The organism is Megasphaera massiliensis, from assembly GCF_000455225.1.
GTDB lineage: Bacteria > Bacillota > Negativicutes > Veillonellales > Megasphaeraceae > Megasphaera > Megasphaera massiliensis.
In genome coordinates this window covers 73,251-90,344 of the sequence record NZ_HF954559.1, presented here as the reverse complement: position 1 = coordinate 90,344, position 17,094 = coordinate 73,251, and the positions used below count along the sequence as shown (strand labels likewise).

Below are 17,094 nucleotides of genomic sequence, written 5' to 3'. Positions count from 1 at the left end.
TAGCTTCAAGCCGCATTATTGCTTTTAGGGGTGTATTTCGTTACAGCCCCTTTTTTGCATCTGTCCGTCCAATAGCTAGTCCCGGCGAAATCAGGCAATGATGCCCGTAATCGTCGCCTTGTTTTGATTGTTATTGATTTTCTTTTCGTAGCCTTTCAGAATGAGGCAGCCCATGACGCCGCCGACGATCATGCCGGCAAAAGCCGTCATTTCCGGCGTCGCCTTCACCTGACCGCCTAAAATGTAGCCGATGATGCCGAAGACGATGATGAGCAGCAGCGGCACACCGAAACAGACGATGCCCTTGACCCCCATGCCGGCATCGGGAATATTAAACTGTACAAACTGGCCTTTCTTGGCACCAATGGTATTGACGGCGTCGATGACGACGTTGTCAGCGCACATGCTGTCACTGCACGGCGAGTACAGATTACTGCGATTGGTCTGGATCTTGACCAATCCGTCGGCACAAACTTCTTCAATAACACCCGTTCCTGTTCTCATATAAATCTCCCCTCGATAGGTAAATTAAGGCTTAAAAGCCCAGATCTTCTCCAACTAAGATAACTTTAATTCGTCCCTGGGGCTTACAGACCCGCGTCCGAACGACTTGAGCACAAATGCTTTCCGGTGTCGTACAGTGAGCACACATGCCCGTTTTAGCACAGGGCGTCCCGGCATTGGGGAAGCGACCGATATTTTTCGGCGACGCTACCGTATGGGCCCGTTCAATACCGATTTCAACCGTCGGAACGACTTTATTCATGCCTACGATGACGATGACCTGTTTCGGGCCGTAGCAAAGAGCTGCCACACGGTTGCCGTTGCCGTCGATGTTGATGAGCTGACCATCCTGAATGGCTGCGTTGGTCCCCATGATGAAGGTATCGCAGAGCAAGGCCTTACGCATCAATTCAACCCGTTCTTCCGGCGTCTTGGCAGAGTCGCGGTCGATGACCTGATTGTGTTCCAAGACATAGGGACGCAGGCCGATTTCATTGATCGAAGCCGAACCGCCCCAAGAGACGACATCCGTTTCCGGAATATAAGAAATCGCTTGCTTCAATGCCTCTTCAACCGTGGGACAGTATGTCGCCTCAAAGCCACGGGCTTCAAATTTCTTAGCCACTAACGGTCCTTTAATGTCATACATGCGGTGGGTCATATCCGTTCTATCCATTCTAAAACCTCCTATTTTGCCAGCATTAATTCTGCCGTAGCTTCGGCAGCTGGCGTGCCGTCGGCATGGGTTATACGCCCTTTCATGATAAATAAGCGACGACGGTGTACTTCCGGCCAACCTTCGATTTTAATCGTTTCGCCGATGCGGATGGCGCTGCGAAAGCGGATTTCAAGCCGTGCCGTATAGGCCGGTTTCCCCTCCGTGCGAAAGACATAGTCACCCATGACTTCATCCAATAAGGTACTGGTCAGACCGCCATGCATCCGATCTCCATAGCTTTCATGCTCTGCCTTCGGTGTAAAATAAGCCACACAGCGGCCGTCTTCTATATGCATATCCAGTTTCAGACCAATCGGGTTATCACGCCCGCAGCCGAAACAATGATTCGTAGCGCTAGCGCCTTCCATAACACACCCTCCTCTACTTTAATACTCTTTTATTATACTATATTTGGCAAGTCTCGTGAAAGATTCGGCAGGCATTGTGAACAGGTTCACCCGCTGCGAAAAGTTTAATTATTCGAAAATGGTTATCATCTTTATATTGACAATCTATTTCAAATAAACTATACTAAAGGCAACAAAGCGAAAGGAGGGCATACCGATATGAATTTAGATTGTGTGCTAATTAATCACTGTTCTCCGACTCTAGCGGGACTTAAACAGGCATCCCTTCTCTGTCTCCCCCGGCTCGAGGACGGTCAAACTTATGATGAATTAATTGAAAATTACAATCATAAATATAATGCTAAAGGATTATATTTTCGCATCTTGTATGCCTGTCCTAAGCGCACCTTGCTGTATGTATACCGTCCAAATGTAGTTTTAAGGTACATACAGCGGCGAGACATTTCTTCATTTTTGCAGCAATTCGGCTATGCAGACTGTCAGGATATATCGGCATTTTTAGACCGTCTCGCTTCGCGTTTTGCAGAAGACGGCTGCTTTCCTCACGAAGCAGGCATCTTTCTCGGCTATCCCTTGGAAGATGTCTGCGGATTCATTACCAATCGGGGAAACCACGCCAAACTCTGTGGTGAATGGAAGGTCTACGGCGATGTCCACGCCGCAGCCCGCACGTTCCAGCGCTATACCTGCTGCCGACAGGATTATTTAAATCGCTTTGCAATTGGGACAACATTAGAATCGCTCATCGTAGCATAAGGAGGATTTAATCATGGTAGAAATCGCATATTGGAGTGGAACAGGTAATACGGAAGCAATGGCAAGTGAAATTGAAGCAGCTGTCAAAGCTGCCGGTGCAGATGTAGAATCGGTTCGCTTCGAAGATACCACCGTCGATGATGTAGCCGGTAAAGACGTTATTTTGCTCGGCTGCCCGGCCATGGGTGCTGAAGAATTGGAAGACTCCATTGTCGAACCATTCTTTGCAGACCTCGCTCCCAAATTAAAAGGCAAGAAAGTCGGCCTCTTCGGCTCTTACGGCTGGGGCTCCGGCGAATGGATGGATAATTGGAAACAGCGTACGGAAGACGCTGGCGCCACCATCATCGGGACGGCTATCGTCAACGAAACGCCGGATAATGCTCCCGAGTGCAAAGAATTGGGCGAACTTGCCGCTAAGGCATAAGTTGTTTTAACTTCATATTCATTCTCCTCTAGGAAAGGGGCTGCATACCCGACACAGTATGCGGTCCCTTTTCTCATGTCTTAGCTGTTTTTTTCGATTGGGAACGTTTTTGATCCCAATTTTATACGTTTTTGTCAAGTGCCCATGCGATATCGATACAGTCATTCTCTACTTTCATGGTACGCATTCCCGCTGGCTATGCTACAATAATAACGGATTACATTCATTCTCATTTTTATTTTTAAAGGAGGCTTTATTGCATGAGAGACCAGGTCTTTTCTATTTTACAGGCTGTCGGTCGCAGCTTCATGCTGCCTGTAGCCATACTACCTATCGCCGGTCTGCTTCTCGGTATCGGCGCGTCTTTCACAAACGCCACAACCATCCAGACCTATGGATTGGAAAACATTCTCGGGAATGGGACCATCCTTCATTCCCTGCTCACCATCATGAGTGATGCCGGCAACATCATCTTCGGCAACTTGCCGATCATCTTTGCCGTCGGCGTCGCCATCGGCATGGCCAAACAAGAAAAGGAAGTCGCAGCCTTGTCGGCTATGATTGCCTTTTTCGTCATGCACGCATCGACGAGTTCCGTCTTAAAATTGACGGGCAAGGTACTCGCCGACAATACCGTTTCCCCGGACGTCCTCGAAGGTACCATTGCCAACATCAACGGTATCATGTCCCTTCAAGAAGGCGTTTTCGGCGGCATCATCGTCGGTATCGGCGTCGCCTACCTGCACAACCGCTTTCATAAGATTGTCCTGCCCGATGCCTTATCGTTCTTCGGCGGCTCCCGTTTCGTTCCGATCATCTCGACCGTCGTCTACATGTTCGTCGGCATTGCCATGTACTTCATCTGGCCTGTCGTCCAGAACGGCATCTTTGCCCTCGGCGGCTTGGTAACCGGCACGGGATATGTCGGGACCCTCATCTTCGGTATCATCAAACGAGCCCTCATTCCTTTCGGCCTGCACCATGTCTTCTACCTGCCCTTCTGGCAGACCGGCGTCGGCGGCTCCATGATGATCGACGGCAAGCTCATCCAGGGCGGCCAGAACATCTTCTTTGCTCAGCTGGCCTCGCCGAACGTCGCTCATTTCAGTGCCGATGCAACGCGCTACTTCTCCGGTGAATTCATCTTCATGATTTTCGGTCTCCCCGGCGCAGCCCTTGCCATGTACCGCACGGCAAAACCGGAAAAGAAAAAGGTCGCCGGCGGCCTGCTCTTATCCGCAGCCTTGACGTCCATGTTCACCGGTATTACCGAACCGATTGAATTCTCCTTCCTCTTCGTCGCACCGATGCTGTTCTACGTCCAGGTCATCCTGGCCGGCGCAGCCTACATGATTGCCCATATCCTGAACATCGCCGTAGGCCTTACCTTCTCGGGCGGTCTCCTCGACCTCTTCATCTTCGGCATTCTGCAAGGCCAAGACAAGACGAGCTGGATGTACATCATCCCCGTCGGTATCATCTACTTCTTCCTGTATTACTTCATCTTCACCTTCCTCATCAAGCGCTTTAACTTAAAGACACCGGGCCGTGAAGACGATGATACGGCAACGAAGCTCTACACAAAAGCCGATGTCAAGGCCCGCGATGCCGCAGCCAAAGAAAGCTCAGCTGACAAGGCTTCCGGCGATGCCGTCAGCCAAACGATTACTCAGGCCCTCGGCGGCAGCCAAAACATCACCTCTGTCGATGCCTGCGCCACCCGCCTGCGCTGCACTGTTGCTGATTCCGCTCGGGTAAACGACGCAGCCTTGAAAGCAACCGGTGCCGTCGGCGTCATCAAGAGAGGTACCGGCGTTCAGGTCGTCTATGGTCCTCAGGTTGCCGTCATCAAATCCAATCTGGAAAATTACCTGGCAACCAATCCCCAGGACGGCCCCATCGAAGCCGCCCCGGAAGTGGCACCGGTTGAAGAGCCGAAAAAAGAAACAGCTCCAGAAAAATCAGATGCTGAAAAACGCTACTTCAACTCGCCATTCACAGGAGCCCTCCATCCGATTACGGAAGCTCCGGATGAAGCCTTTGCCGGAAAAATGACCGGCGACGGATTCTTCGTATATCCGGAAGATGGCGTAGTCTATGCACCGGAGGACAGTACCGTCACCTTCGTCTTCGATACGAAACATGCCCTCGGCATGACCACCGCCGACGGCGTCGAATACCTGCTGCACATCGGCATCGACACGGTCAACCTTAACGGCCAGGGCTTCAAAGTCTTCGTCGAAAACGGCCAGGAAGTAAAGAAAGGCGATAAACTGATGGAATTCGATGATGAATACATCAAAGCCAACGCGCCTTCTGACGCTTGCTTATGCATCTTCACCGACACGGACCAAGTCCCGGAAGTACACCTCGCTGCGAGCGGCAAGGTAAAAGCCGGCGACCAGGCAGTCTACTTCTAAGATAATTGCTAAACAAAAAAAATGTGATGCTCCTTGAGGAGCATCACATTTTTTATATCCCTTAATAAAGGGATTTATAGATTTCGAAAACATCGTCATAAGACAAAGGGACGAAATTATGAGCCATGAGACGACCTTGGTTTTCCATGACCGATTTGGCAAATTCAGCCAGTTCTTCTTGTTTAACGCCATATTCATGAAGGGCTTTCTTCGGCAGGATGACGTTGAGCAGTTTTTCCAGCTCATCATAGACGCCATCGGCATCGCAGCCTAAGATAGCCGCAATAAAGGCGTTGAGCCGGGCAATTTCCCCATCCGATTTAATCGTCATATAATGCTTCATGACGCCGGTAAACATGGCGTAATTCGATTCACCGTGGGGCACGTGGTAGTTCGCTCCCAAGGGATAACTCATAGCGTGAACGGCAGCACAACCGGGAACGCTGAAGGCGATGCCGGCCCAGGTGCTGGCCAAAAGGAAATCTTTCATCAAGGGAAGGCGGGCTTCCGGACCGTGGTCGCGGATCTGTAAATAACCGCTGAGGATTCGTTCAATGGCCTGATAGCTGAAGACGCGGAAACTGGCGCTGGAATCAGGCGACAAGGCCGATTCGACAGCATGGACCAGAGCATCGATAGAACTCGTCGCAAAGACGGGAAAGGGCAGGGTCTTCAATAACTGGGAAATGAGGACGGCCTTATCGGCATAAAGGGCGTTACTCGCAATCCCCTTTTTCGTGTGGCGGCTGATGAGGGCCATGACCGAAACGTTGGTCACTTCACTGCCTGTGCCGCACGTCGTCGGAACCAAGATCAGTTCCCTTCCTTTTTCAATGGCCGTCTTCCCGTCAAAGAGGTCGAGAATCGGGCTGACCTTCTTCAAAACGAATAACTTACAAAGGTCCATGACCGTGCCGCCGCCGATGCCGATAATTCGTTTCACATCAGCCGGTATATCTCGGTAAATGGCTTCGGCCATCTCGTCAGACGGCTCGCCGCTGCCGTATTTTTCCTGAAAAAGAAAGTGGCAGGGAAGATTCAAGGCTTTAAAATTCGGTTCAAAAATATACTGATTGGTAATGATCAGGTCCCCTGCCCCCAGGTGAAAATCAGAAGCAAAGTCCCGGCACGTATCATAAGAGTAAATCGTCGGTTTAAGCTGTAATTCAATCATTCGAACAGACTCCTTTCAAAAGCAGTATGGCTATTATCTACAGTGTACAAAAATGCAAAGCGTTTTTCAACCGTATCGGCTCCATGCCATTCGTGCTATAATAAATACGTTATGGGAAAGGACGGGTTCTGGTGTTCCCTCTGGTCTTCAAAACCAGCGTGAGGGGTTAACAGCTTCTCAGGTGGGTTCGATTCCCACCCTTCCCCGCCATAATCAAGGCCTCCGAGACAGGTCCTGGCCTGTGATTCGCTAAAACAGCCAATAAGACAGTAAACAGCCCTTTCCGGTACAATCGGAAAGGGCTTGTTTGTACGGCAGACGCTGTTATCGAGCAATCAAAATTTTTGACCGGCCTTATCTTTTTTCAGCCACTCAATGAGGACATCTTCACGCCGTCTCTCGATGTTCTCCAGTTCTTCAGGCGTCCAGGGATAAAGGCCGGTCCCCGTTTTAGCACCGAGGCGGCCTTCATCGACGCACTGTTTCAGGAGAGCCGCGCCTTCCTTATCGTCGGCCAAGTCGGTATTCAGATAGGCGGAAATATTGTAGAAGACGTCGAGACCGCCAAGATCGGCCGTTTCAAGAGGCCCCGTAACGCCGAGCCGCCGTCCGATACCGTATTTACAAATAAAATCAACCGTTTCTGCCGTTGCAATCCCGTCCTGAACACAATGAATGGCCTCGCGAAGGAGGGCAAACTGCAGGCGGTTACCGACAAATCCCGGAGCTTCTTTTAAGAGAGCCGCCGGCTTTTTCCCGATTTTTTCCATGAGCTTCCACGTAATATCCACCGTTTCTCGGCTCGTCTTTTCACCGGGAACGACTTCCACCAAGGGTATGAGATGAGGGGGATTCCAAAAATGAGCGACGACAAACCGTTCCGGATGGTCCAAGACGGATGACACTTCCGTCGGCGAGAAGCCCGATGAATCGGTCGCAAAAATGACATCTGCCGGAAGGTATCCTTCTAATTCCCGGTACACCTGTTGTTTAACGGCCATATCTTCGGCAACCGATTCAATGACAAAATCGGCATCACGGGCGGCTTCTTCAATCGTCGTAACACCGTGAATGCGCTGTAACAGGGAAGCTTCCTCTTCGTCATTCAATAACCCGTTGGCCTTCATGATGGCCAGCGTCGCCCGAATATTTCCCATAGCCCGTTCAATACTGGCATCCTTGCGGCCAAACATGTTTACGTCATAGCCATGACGGGCAAAGTCAATGGCCGTGCCAAAACCCATGGTGCCGCAGCCTAAATTACAAATCCGTTTAATCTCGTTTACTTGTTTCATATCGTATCTCCCGTTCGCTGTGATATGCCGGTGAATGGGCCAAGACCGCACAAAACCGGGTAAGCCACCATCTTACCGGCCTTATAGTATATATAATAAAGGACCGGCCTGTAAATCTCAATATAAAGATGAGTGAACACCGCCTAAAGCATAGCTGCACTACACAAAGACAGCGTAATCATCTGCACCGAAGGCTGCCGCCCCCCTTTATAGAAATAGAAGCCTCCAAATCATGGTAAAAGGGCGGTTTCTCCAAGATTCGAAGGCTTTTATTTCTATGAGCAGGTTTTATCTATGAGCTTTTTAAAGGAAGGCCGGCGTGTGAAACCGACCGACAAAACTTATTTTTTCATAACTCGTGCTTTTCCGTCAGTTACCAGCTTGTCGTGCTGGTTGGTAACGGTAGTCCGGAATACAATCCGATGTTTGGCGTCGTCTTTTTCAATGCATTCAACCGTTGCCGTCAAGGTATCTCCATACAATACAGGCGCTAAAAAGCTGAGCTCCTGGTTCATGTAAATCGTATCGATACCGGGCAGTTCGGTTCCCAGTACAGCCGAAATGAGACCGGCTGAAATCATACCGTGGGCAATGCGCTGCTTAAAGAGCGAATTCTTTGCAAATTCCGCATTGACATGGACCGGGTTGAAATCGCCCGTAACCCCGGCAAAAGCATACACGTCGTGTTCAGAAATCGTCTTCGACACCGAAGCTCTGTCGCCCACATGGATGTCATCGTACGCAATATTTCTTGCCATCATATCACCTCCTTAAAAGAATATCTATACTTCTAAGCCCATGGGCTTATCTTCAAAAATACGGCTGTCCATCAATTTGACATCCTTCATGATCGGCGTAAATTCCATGTGAGCCAATACATCTTTTTCTAAATCGATGCCCGGTGCAATTTCGATCAGTTCCATGCCTTCCGGCGTCAATTTAAAGACGGCTCGCTCCGTAACGTACAGCACGGGCTGTCCGACAGAATTGGCATAATCGCCGCTGAAGGTGATTTGTTCGACCTGTTTCAGGAACTTGTGGTTATGTCCCTCCTGATCGATGATCAATTTTCCGTCCCTGACCGACTCTTTCAGACCGCCGGCCGTAAAGGTGCCGCAATAAATGACCTTTTTAGAGTTCTGCGTAATGTTGATGAAACCGCCGCAGCCGGCAACACGGCCTTTGAACTTGCTGACATTGATATTCCCGTGCGCATCGGCTTCAGCCAGGCCCAAGATAGCCAGGTCGACGCCGCCGCCATCGTAAAAGTCAAACTGGTAGGGCTGATCGATGATGGCATGGGCATTGGTCGCGGCCCCGAAGCTTCCGCCGCCGGCAGGAACACCGCCGATCGTACCGGCTTCCGTCGTCAAGACCATGCCTTCAACACCTTCTTCTGCGGCAATGGAGGAAACGCCTTCGGGCATACCGATACCGAGGTTTACGACGGCATCGGGAATCAATTCCATGGCGCAGCGGCGGGCAATGATTTTGCGGTTAGTCAGTTCCATGGCCGGCAGTGAATCGACGGGAACTTTCAAATCGCCGTTAAAGGCCGGATTGAATTCATGGTCCCAAGTCATGAGATGATCGGCTGTATCGCTTTGAACGATATAATCGACGAGTACGCCGGGAATCTTAATATCTTTCGGATCGAGGGTGCCGCGAGCAGCGACTTTTTTGACCTGAGCAATGACGATTCCGCCGCAGGCATGGACAGCTGCCGCAATGGACAGGGCTTCGCCGGTCCCGATTTCTTCTTCCATGGAAATATTGCCGTCCTGGTCCGCTGTCGTGCCCCGGATGATGCCCACGTTAAGGGACAGGGGCTTATACCAAAGCCATTCTTCTCCCTTCATATTGACGACTTCCACTAAGTCTTCCGTCGTCTGAGCATTTAATTTTCCGCCTTCTAAGCGGGGATCGACAAAGGTGCGCAGGCCGACCTTGGTAATCGTCCCCGGACGCTGGCCGGCAATATCCCGAAACCACTGGGAAATCGTGCCCTGCGGGAAGTTATAGGCAGCTACTTTATTGTCCATAACCAGCTTACCGATGCGCGGCGTCAAGTTAAAGTGACCGCCGACAATGCAGCGCAGCAACCCTTCTTCGCCGAGATGATTAAGTCCTCGTTCACCGCCGTCCCCTTGACCGGCGGCAAAGACGACGTTTAAATCTCGGGGCGTGCCCGTTTCCAGATAAGAAGCCTGGATGGCCTTCAATACGGCTTCGGGGATAATCCCGCCGACAAAACCGCTGGTAGCCAAGGTAGCTCCATTTTCAATCTTTTGCACAGCCTCAGCAGCTGTTATAAATTGTGCCATATCAACATCTCCTTTATCGTAACTAATCTATCCGTTAGTGAAGGCCTGTAACCGAGTAAATAAGGATGACTACAAAAACGGCAAAGGTCTTCAAGAGGGTAATTGCAAAAATATTTTTATAAGAACTCCGATGAGTTAATCCGCAAACGGCGAGCAAGGTAATGACGGCGCCGTTATGAGGCAGGGTATCGAGACCGCCAGACGCCATGGAGGCTACGCGGTGAAGGATTTCAGGACCCATGCCGATAGACGAGGCCCATGCCAGCCAGTCTTGGGACATCAATTCAAGGGCAATGGCCATACCGCCCGAAGCAGATCCGGTAATACCGGCCAAGGTCGTGACGCTGATCGCTTCCGATACCAACGGCGTACCGCCAATATGGATGTTGATCAAAGCGTGGGCTACGTGGGAAAAGCCCGGAAGCTGCGAAATAACATTGCCATAGCCGACTTCTGATGCCGTGTTCATGATGGCCAAGAGAGAACCGATGGCACCGGCATTGAGAATCTTGGTCAGGCGGTCGATTGATTTAATCTCCCCTTTACCGATGATAAGGGCTAAGAAAATCCCGACGACCAAGGCGATAATCAAGGACCAGATGCTGGCAACATTTTTAACCTGAGCCACGACGAGAGGCACGCCCTTCATGGACTGGAAAGGTTCGAGAATGGCCGGATGCCAAATGACGATTTCCGTAATGAGGAAGTTAATGACCAAGACCGCCAGCAAGGGAATACAGGCTAATTTCCAAGAAACCAAGACGGCATCCGGATTGTCTTCCGGTTCATTGACGGTATGATTCCCGTAGCCTTCCCCATTGGCGATGGCCTGTTTCAAGCAGCGGGTCAGATAGACCAGACCGCCGCCATAGATAATGCAGGCACCGATGATGCCGGCGACAGGAGCGGCATACAAGGTCGTTCCGAAATAGGCCGTCGGGATGATATTTTGAATCTGCGGTGTCCCGGGCAGGCAGTCCATCGTCGCCGTGAAGGCGCCTAGGGCGATGATCCCCGGAAGTAAGCGTTTCGGATAATTCGCTTCCTTGAAAAGAGCAGCCGCGAAAGGATAAACGGCAAACACGACGACGAACAAGCTGACACCGCCATAGGTTAAGAGAGATGCTGCAATGACGATCGACATGACGGCTTTATGCGGTTCTTTCCCAAGGCCGGTAATGATCGCCTTGGCAATGCTTTTAGCCAGGCCCGTGTCTTCCATGACCTTACCAAAGATAGCGCCTAACAGGAAAATCGGGAAAAAGGACTTAATATAAGTGACGGCCTTGCCCATAAACAACTCCGTATAGGAAGGCATAATGGCCAGCCCCGATAATGAGGCAGCCAAGAGAGCCATAATGGGAGCCATCATGATAACGGAAAAACCGCGGTACGCAAAGGCAATCAATCCCAGCAAACTAAGAATAATAATGATTACACCAAAATCCATACGTATCACTCCTCATCGAATTTTTAAATTATTTTGTTGTTAAGTTTGGCCCGAGATAAATGTTCCTTATTTCACATATCCAAATAAAAGGATGGGAACACGGACCGGAAGGGACGAACCTTCATGGGGTTCAAAGCATTACTTGGTTTATCACACGTGTAAATAATTGAGATTCATTTCTCGTATGCTTTTGTTGCCTACATCGTATCATCGCTGCTATGCTTTTGTAAAATACATCGATTTCATCTCTGTAATGAATAAATTTCACGTAAAAAAGCACCTGACTCCGAAGAGTCAAGTGCTAAAAAATCAGATGTGCAGCTTCGATTTTTGAACTAAATCCAAAAAGAGTTTCATAGGTGTACTCAGAAATTTCTCCTGATGGTACGCCGCTAACGGAATCCAAGGAAGGGACGGATTACTGAGACGCAGGGATTTTACTCGCTTACTGCAGAATTTTTGAATGATCGGCTTCGGTAAGATGGTGACTCCCTCGCCATGAGAAACGGCTTCTACCAATAAGTCCCATTGTGCGCTCTCCATTTGAATCTTAGGCGTGAATCCGGCTTCCTTGCAAGATTCCACCATGCGGTCGTGAAGCATGAAAGATTTGTCGAGCGAAAAAAACGGCTCGTCCTTTAACTGGGAAAAAGAAACGGTATCATAATTAGCCAGGCGGTGACTCGTCGAGACGACACAAACCGCTTCCGACTCCATAATGGGGATTTTATTGACCTCCGGATGGTCAAAAGGCTCGATGATAATGCCGATATCGACGGCACCGGCCTGTATCAGTGAAAAAACGGTTTGGGCTCCGATTTCCGTAATTTGCAGGGTGATTTCGGGATACATCTGCTGATATTGATGTAAAAGCGAATGAATGACCGTTACCGTAACAGGCGGTATCCCGAGAATCAACTTTCCCCGCTGACTGTGCAAAAGAGTCGCCAGCACTTCCGTTTCAGCCTGATAATTCGATACGATTTTGACGGCACTGTTGTAAAAAATTTCGCCGGCAGATGTCAATTTAAACTTACGAGCCTTACGATCGATGAGTTCCGTATTATACGTCTGTTCCAGATTTTTTATGGCCTTACTGATTGTCGATTGGCTGATAAAGAGAGATTCCGCAGCTCGGGTAATACTGTTTTCCCGCACGGTCTCGATAAAATAGGAAAAGTGGTTGATGTTCATAAGCATGCCTCCTTCTATATAAAATATGTCATCAAATCATTTTTTGACAATTCCCCATCCGAAAAGCCGGCATCAGTATAACCGTCGACGCAAATACAATCATCAGCTCCATGAAAATAGTTCATCCTCCCCATATAGTGAAGGCTGTCACCGAGATGACAGCCTTTTAATCAGTTTTCAAGGGCTTCTATCATCGACTCGAAAGCAGGTACATAATAGCGGGTAATCCGCTGCACCTTCGCCTCTACAGGTTCCGTACAGTCCGGACGGTACCGATCTTTCAACATGGACAGCCAAACCGATTCATCGACAAAGAGATGCCGTTCGTAAGCATCCAAAATCAATTCCTTCGGGGTCAACGAAATGGCAAGCGAGGGATTACTTTCCGAAAGATAATCGCGAAACACCTGCTGTCCCAGATCAAACTCATCCATAAACCAATGAACAATGCCGTGCAAAATAAATACATTCGATAAATCCTCTTTCTGTAAAGAAGAAAAATCGTTCAAGCCTTGTGAAAACAGATCAATGGTTTTCATAGACTCACCACCTTTTAACCATCTTATATACTTATCGTATAAAATAAAGGTTATAATTGCAAAAGACTTTAATTCATCAGCGGCTATACTTTTTTTCATCCATATGACCCATCTTGAATCCGGAAAAATCGAAGACCTATCCCTCCATTCCAGTTTCATCGGATTATCCATGATAACATCGCAAGTGATAAAGCAACAATAGTAATTATACCATTAATCACTCCCTCTGTATTTGCATAAATCAAAAATTCAATTGCTATTTATTACACGATAAGGTTCGGATGATGCAAAAAAGATGACGTCACCACCGTGAACGCCATCTTTTATCGTCATTACCACTGTTTAGCCCTTGTCAAAATCACTGCCATTCTTTTTTCAAGTATCGGCCTGCAAAAGGGGGTGTGCATTGTCACACCGGATCAAAGCTTTACATTCATCCTATTTACAAATCGCTTTTAAGGCGGCAATAGACCGATCAACGTCTTCTTCCGTATTATAGTGGCTGAAGGAAAAACGGATGGTCCCCGTCGGAAAGGTATGCAGTGTTTTATGAGCCACTGGGGCACAATGAAGTCCGACACGAGTCAATATGCCATATTGATTTTCCAGCTCAAAAGCGACCTGTGCATTGTCCTTGCTGCCAGAATATACCGATACGACAGCAACTCGCTGAGCTAGATTTTTTTTACCAACAATCGTCAGGTCTGGAATGTCCCTGAGTCCGTCCAAAAATCGGCTGGTCAATTCTATTTCCTTAGCATATATAGTCTTAATTCCCACCTCTGACAAATAGGCTAATGAAGCGTGAAGGCCTACAATCCCCGGCAAATTCAACGTTCCTGCCTCAAACTTATCTGGTAAAAAATCAGGAACTTCCTCGCTATACGATAAACTTCCCGTTCCGCCGCTGATAAGAGGCCGAAGGTCGGCAGCCAACTCGTCGGTAACAATAAAGCCCCCGATTCCCTGCGGACCTAACAGCCCCTTATGCCCGGTAAAGCAAAGGGCGTCAATATGCATATTCTCCATATGAATCGGAAGAACGCCGGCCGTTTGAGCACTGTCGACAATAAATTTCAAACCATTGCGGTGACAAAAAGCGCCGACTTCCGACAAGGGCATGACCGTCCCGCAGACATTAGAAGCATGAGTCATCACCACCGCTTTGGTATTGGGGCGAACTAGTGCCGCCGCTTCATGCAGGCACAATTCTCCCTGCTTCGTGCAGGGAATCCGATCAAAAGATAGGCCTTCACGAGCTAATTGAACTAAAGGCCGCATAACGGCATTATGCTCCATCGAAGATACCAGTACATGGTCGCCCGGCCGAAGCAGCCCTTTTAAAATCATATTCAGACTCGTCGTGACATTGGCCGTAAAGCTAACATTCTTGCAGTCGGGATACCCAAACAGTCGACTCAAAATTAGCCGGGTCTGGTACACAACATTTTCCATCTCATAGGCCGGTCCATAAGAACCGCGATTAATATTGACCCCTGAATTTGCAATAAACTTCCCGACCGCCTTCGCGACCGACGGTGGTTTGGGAAAAGACGTACAAGCATTGTCCATATAAATTTTGTCCATAACGATCCCCCTTGAGGTGAAATAAGCCTTAGCTTAACTTAATTTTTCAAAAATCCAAAAATTGTTAGACGCTCTGGCCACTACACCTTTTCCATGGAAAAGCAGTATATTTATCTATTAGTATACTTAGGAAAACAAGGTCTCGCAACCCACCATACCTTCTGCTATCAATATTAACAGAGTGTTTTCTAGTCAAGAAAATTCATAATTTATCCACGTGTGAAATAATTTACTTTTTCCATTCCTCATGTTACAATCAAATTAATTATTAGGTCTAATAATTAATTATTAGATATATCGATTCAAAAGTCAAATTAATTCTAGGAGGTAGTGATAATGAGTTTAGAAAGGGAAAAAATTGTCATCATCATTTCAGGACTCATCATTGGCGTAATTGCCGGTCTTTTAGTCGTTGCCGGAAATCCTGCCAATATGGGTTTCTGTATCGCTTGCTTTATCCGTGATACCGTCGGAGGGTTGGGACTACATAGAGCCGGTGCCGTACAGTATATTCGACCTGAAATCATCGGCCTGTTACTGGGATCATTCATCCTCTCATTAATTCGTCATGAACACGGCTCACGGGGCGGATCCTCACCCATCACTCGCTTTATTTTGGGATTCTTCGTCATGATAGGCTGCCTGATGTTTTTAGGGTGCCCCTTCCGAATGATTCTGCGAATTGCCGGCGGTGACTGGAATGCCTTAGTCGGCCTTGCCGGTTTTGCCTGCGGCATCGGTGCCGGTATCTTCTTCTTGAATCGCGGTTACTCCTTAAAGAGAACCTACACGCAAACCAAACTCGACGGCTTTATCATGCCGGCCGTGCAAATCGTCATTTTAATTTTATTAGTTCTCGCACCGGCCTTTATCCTCTTTACCCCAGCCGGAGGCGGTCCCGGGGCCAAGCATGCTGCCGTTTGGATTTCATTGGGAGCCGGTCTCATCGTCGGCGCTTTGGCACAATATACCCGCTTTTGCATGGTAGGCGGAATCCGTGATTTCATCTTATTCCGTGAAACAAAATTATTACTCGGCTTTATCGCCCTCTTAGTCGCCGCCTTTGCCGTAAATCTGGCTGTCGGCAATTTCCATCCCGGTTTCACAGGACAGCCCATCGCCCATGCCGACGGACTTTGGAACTTCTTAGGCATGCTCTTAGCCGGTTTCGGCTGTGCCCTTCTCGGCGGCTGCCCCATGCGCCAGCTTATTTTAACCGGTGAAGGAAACACCGACTCGGCCGTTACCTTCCTGGGCCTGGCTGCAGGAGCTGCCTTTGCCCATAACTTTGCCTTAGCGGCTTCGGGAAATGGCCCGACCATGAACGGTAAATACGGAGTTATCATCGGATTGATCGTCGTTTTAATCATTGCCATCGTAAACACATATTCGCAAAAGAAAGCTATGAATTGAGGTGAGCCACATGATGATAGATGCCAGAGGTTATTCCTGCCCGGAACCGGTTATTATGGTAAAAAAAGCTTTAGAACAACAAAGAGACGACAAAACCTGTGAAGTACTGGTAGACAACCACGCTGCCCTTGAAAACATCACTCGTTTCGTCACTCACCAAGGATATGCCGTAGAATCAGCCGAACAAGGAGACGATTTTCTCCTAAAAATCACACGGAAGTAGTGAAAGCCATGTACTACGTCGCTTTATTTTATTCCCATTTCGGGGCCATTCGATTCATCAATTCCCTTCCCGAAAGCATTGTCGAGAAGCGGATGATGCCTGTCCCCCGATCCCTAAGCGCATCTTGCGGGACCTGCGTCCGCTTTAAAGGCCCAGATGACCTTACCTTCACAATTGACGAAAGTCATGAAGTCGAACAAATCGTAAAAGAAACAAAGGATGGCTATATAACCGTCTTTCAATCAGAATAACATGAGAATGATAAAAGTATCGCATCTGTACACCGTGCAGATGCGATACTTTTATTTTAGAATAATCAAATTAGAAGTTGGACTACCGTCGGTGAATACTAGTTACAGTTCAAACGCCTTATCACGAGTCATGGCAACTCCTTGTGCACCTTCTATGGTCAACCATTGTTGAAATAAAAACTTTTTCAAATTTATAGAAATAGCTGAATAACCTTGTTGAATCTGCAATTTAGGATGATACCAGATAATGATATCATCAATTTTTTCGAAGGGATATCCATCTTGTTTGATAGGTGATCCTAAACTAACTTCAGGGACATAGCTGCCCCAAATTAAATCTCCTTTGCAGCAACAACCGCCAGACGGTTCAAAAGCAAGGGTGACGACAGCCTGTCCGCCATTAGTTTCAATATACGTTTTAGCTTGTCCCGTTATAGTAAACATCTTGATT

At 48.4% G+C, this 17,094-nt stretch carries 18 protein-coding genes and 1 tRNA gene; 7 read left to right on the top strand and 12 right to left on the bottom strand.

What is annotated here, in order from left to right:
* Nucleotides 1-90 precede the first annotated feature (90 nt).
* From TX77_RS11995 to TX77_RS11985, 3 genes are read right to left on the bottom strand one after another with little or no spacing between them, the layout of a single operon-like run.
* On the bottom strand, nt 91-504 hold the full coding sequence (locus TX77_RS11995) for a SoxR reducing system RseC family protein (protein ID WP_044505322.1): 414 nt from the start codon (nt 502-504) through the stop codon (nt 91-93).
* A gap of 31 nt (nt 505-535) precedes the next feature.
* The gene (locus TX77_RS11990; protein WP_044505321.1) at nt 536-1,180 is read right to left on the bottom strand and encodes a lactate utilization protein; all 645 of its coding nucleotides are present in this window, start codon (nt 1,178-1,180) and stop codon (nt 536-538) included.
* An 11-nt stretch (nt 1,181-1,191) separates the two neighbouring features.
* The gene (locus TX77_RS11985) at nt 1,192-1,590 is read right to left on the bottom strand and encodes a PaaI family thioesterase (RefSeq protein ID WP_044505320.1); all 399 of its coding nucleotides are present in this window, start codon (nt 1,588-1,590) and stop codon (nt 1,192-1,194) included.
* 198 nt (nt 1,591-1,788) lie between these two features.
* Between TX77_RS11985 and TX77_RS11980 the strand changes: the two genes are divergently transcribed.
* The 3 genes from TX77_RS11980 to TX77_RS11970 all read left to right on the top strand — a co-directional run bounded on the left by TX77_RS11980 (nt 1,789) and on the right by TX77_RS11970 (nt 5,193).
* Nucleotides 1,789-2,346 (top strand): DUF3793 family protein, encoded by a 558-nt coding sequence (locus TX77_RS11980; RefSeq protein ID WP_044505319.1) that lies wholly within the window; start codon nt 1,789-1,791, stop codon nt 2,344-2,346.
* A 13-nt stretch (nt 2,347-2,359) separates the two neighbouring features.
* On the top strand, nt 2,360-2,773 hold the full coding sequence (locus TX77_RS11975) for a flavodoxin (RefSeq protein ID WP_044505318.1): 414 nt from the start codon (nt 2,360-2,362) through the stop codon (nt 2,771-2,773).
* A 260-nt stretch (nt 2,774-3,033) separates the two neighbouring features.
* The gene (locus TX77_RS11970; RefSeq protein WP_044505317.1) at nt 3,034-5,193 is read left to right on the top strand and encodes a PTS sugar transporter subunit IIABC; all 2,160 of its coding nucleotides are present in this window, start codon (nt 3,034-3,036) and stop codon (nt 5,191-5,193) included.
* Between the two features lie 61 nt (nt 5,194-5,254).
* Here TX77_RS11970 and TX77_RS11965 read toward each other — a convergent pair whose 3' ends face one another.
* Nucleotides 5,255-6,367 (bottom strand): 4-hydroxybutyrate dehydrogenase, encoded by a 1,113-nt coding sequence (locus TX77_RS11965; protein WP_044505316.1) that lies wholly within the window; start codon nt 6,365-6,367, stop codon nt 5,255-5,257.
* A gap of 113 nt (nt 6,368-6,480) precedes the next feature.
* On the opposite strand from TX77_RS11965, the gene TX77_RS13750 reads away from it, so the two are divergent.
* A tRNA-Sec gene (locus tag TX77_RS13750) sits at nt 6,481-6,577 on the top strand.
* A 125-nt stretch (nt 6,578-6,702) separates the two neighbouring features.
* Here TX77_RS13750 and TX77_RS11960 read toward each other — a convergent pair.
* From TX77_RS11960 to TX77_RS11930, 7 genes are all read right to left on the bottom strand, one after another.
* The gene (locus TX77_RS11960) at nt 6,703-7,662 is read right to left on the bottom strand and encodes a 3-hydroxyacyl-CoA dehydrogenase family protein (protein ID WP_044505315.1); all 960 of its coding nucleotides are present in this window, start codon (nt 7,660-7,662) and stop codon (nt 6,703-6,705) included.
* Between the two features lie 341 nt (nt 7,663-8,003).
* Entirely contained in the window at nt 8,004-8,420 is a 417-nt protein-coding gene (locus TX77_RS11955; protein ID WP_044505314.1) for a MaoC family dehydratase, read from the bottom strand.
* 24 nt (nt 8,421-8,444) lie between these two features.
* A complete protein-coding gene (locus TX77_RS11950; protein WP_044505313.1) occupies nt 8,445-9,986 on the bottom strand; it encodes an acyl CoA:acetate/3-ketoacid CoA transferase in 1,542 nt (513 codons plus the stop codon).
* A gap of 34 nt (nt 9,987-10,020) precedes the next feature.
* Nucleotides 10,021-11,436, bottom strand: a complete 1,416-nt coding sequence (locus TX77_RS11945) for a GntP family permease (protein WP_044505312.1) — start codon at nt 11,434-11,436, stop codon at nt 10,021-10,023.
* 309 nt (nt 11,437-11,745) lie between these two features.
* Nucleotides 11,746-12,630 carry a LysR family transcriptional regulator gene (locus tag TX77_RS11940; RefSeq protein WP_044505311.1) on the bottom strand — a complete coding sequence of 295 codons (885 nt, stop codon included), beginning with the start codon at nt 12,628-12,630 and terminating at the stop codon, nt 11,746-11,748.
* A gap of 170 nt (nt 12,631-12,800) precedes the next feature.
* Nucleotides 12,801-13,169 (bottom strand): nucleotidyltransferase substrate binding protein, encoded by a 369-nt coding sequence (locus TX77_RS11935; RefSeq protein ID WP_044505310.1) that lies wholly within the window; start codon nt 13,167-13,169, stop codon nt 12,801-12,803.
* Between the two features lie 438 nt (nt 13,170-13,607).
* Nucleotides 13,608-14,756, bottom strand: a complete 1,149-nt coding sequence (locus tag TX77_RS11930; protein ID WP_044505309.1) for an aminotransferase class V-fold PLP-dependent enzyme — start codon at nt 14,754-14,756, stop codon at nt 13,608-13,610.
* Nucleotides 14,757-15,092: 336 nt separating this feature from the next.
* Between TX77_RS11930 and yedE the strand changes: the two genes are divergently transcribed.
* The 3 genes from yedE to TX77_RS11915 are packed head-to-tail and all read left to right on the top strand — an operon-like array spanning nt 15,093 to nt 16,643.
* The gene (gene yedE, locus TX77_RS11925; protein ID WP_044505308.1) at nt 15,093-16,169 is read left to right on the top strand and encodes a YedE family putative selenium transporter; all 1,077 of its coding nucleotides are present in this window, start codon (nt 15,093-15,095) and stop codon (nt 16,167-16,169) included.
* 13 nt (nt 16,170-16,182) lie between these two features.
* On the top strand, nt 16,183-16,392 hold the full coding sequence (locus TX77_RS11920) for a sulfurtransferase TusA family protein (RefSeq protein ID WP_044505307.1): 210 nt from the start codon (nt 16,183-16,185) through the stop codon (nt 16,390-16,392).
* Nucleotides 16,393-16,400: 8 nt separating this feature from the next.
* Nucleotides 16,401-16,643, top strand: a complete 243-nt coding sequence (locus tag TX77_RS11915) for a putative Se/S carrier protein (protein ID WP_044505466.1) — start codon at nt 16,401-16,403, stop codon at nt 16,641-16,643.
* Between the two features lie 102 nt (nt 16,644-16,745).
* On the opposite strand, the gene TX77_RS11910 is transcribed toward TX77_RS11915, so the two are convergent.
* Complete coding sequence (locus TX77_RS11910; protein ID WP_230198144.1) at nt 16,746-17,087, bottom strand: CC/Se motif family (seleno)protein; 342 nt, start codon at nt 17,085-17,087, stop codon at nt 16,746-16,748.
* Nucleotides 17,088-17,094: the final 7 nt, after the last annotated feature.

Coding starts and splice junctions, on each gene's coding strand:
- TX77_RS11995 (WP_044505322.1), bottom strand. CDS start 504: ATGAGAACAGGAACGGGTGTTATTGAAGAAGTTTGTGCCGACGGATTG.
- TX77_RS11990 (WP_044505321.1), bottom strand. CDS start 1,180: ATGGATAGAACGGATATGACCCACCGCATGTATGACATTAAAGGACCG.
- TX77_RS11985 (WP_044505320.1), bottom strand. CDS start 1,590: ATGGAAGGCGCTAGCGCTACGAATCATTGTTTCGGCTGCGGGCGTGAT.
- TX77_RS11980 (WP_044505319.1), top strand. CDS start 1,789: ATGAATTTAGATTGTGTGCTAATTAATCACTGTTCTCCGACTCTAGCG.
- TX77_RS11975 (WP_044505318.1), top strand. CDS start 2,360: ATGGTAGAAATCGCATATTGGAGTGGAACAGGTAATACGGAAGCAATG.
- TX77_RS11970 (WP_044505317.1), top strand. CDS start 3,034: ATGAGAGACCAGGTCTTTTCTATTTTACAGGCTGTCGGTCGCAGCTTC.
- TX77_RS11965 (WP_044505316.1), bottom strand. CDS start 6,367: ATGATTGAATTACAGCTTAAACCGACGATTTACTCTTATGATACGTGC.
- TX77_RS11960 (WP_044505315.1), bottom strand. CDS start 7,662: ATGAAACAAGTAAACGAGATTAAACGGATTTGTAATTTAGGCTGCGGC.
- TX77_RS11955 (WP_044505314.1), bottom strand. CDS start 8,420: ATGGCAAGAAATATTGCGTACGATGACATCCATGTGGGCGACAGAGCT.
- TX77_RS11950 (WP_044505313.1), bottom strand. CDS start 9,986: ATGGCACAATTTATAACAGCTGCTGAGGCTGTGCAAAAGATTGAAAAT.
- TX77_RS11945 (WP_044505312.1), bottom strand. CDS start 11,436: ATGGATTTTGGTGTAATCATTATTATTCTTAGTTTGCTGGGATTGATT.
- TX77_RS11940 (WP_044505311.1), bottom strand. CDS start 12,630: ATGAACATCAACCACTTTTCCTATTTTATCGAGACCGTGCGGGAAAAC.
- TX77_RS11935 (WP_044505310.1), bottom strand. CDS start 13,169: ATGAAAACCATTGATCTGTTTTCACAAGGCTTGAACGATTTTTCTTCT.
- TX77_RS11930 (WP_044505309.1), bottom strand. CDS start 14,756: ATGGACAAAATTTATATGGACAATGCTTGTACGTCTTTTCCCAAACCA.
- yedE (WP_044505308.1), top strand. CDS start 15,093: ATGAGTTTAGAAAGGGAAAAAATTGTCATCATCATTTCAGGACTCATC.
- TX77_RS11920 (WP_044505307.1), top strand. CDS start 16,183: ATGATAGATGCCAGAGGTTATTCCTGCCCGGAACCGGTTATTATGGTA.
- TX77_RS11915 (WP_044505466.1), top strand. CDS start 16,401: ATGTACTACGTCGCTTTATTTTATTCCCATTTCGGGGCCATTCGATTC.
- TX77_RS11910 (WP_230198144.1), bottom strand. CDS start 17,087: ATGTTTACTATAACGGGACAAGCTAAAACGTATATTGAAACTAATGGC.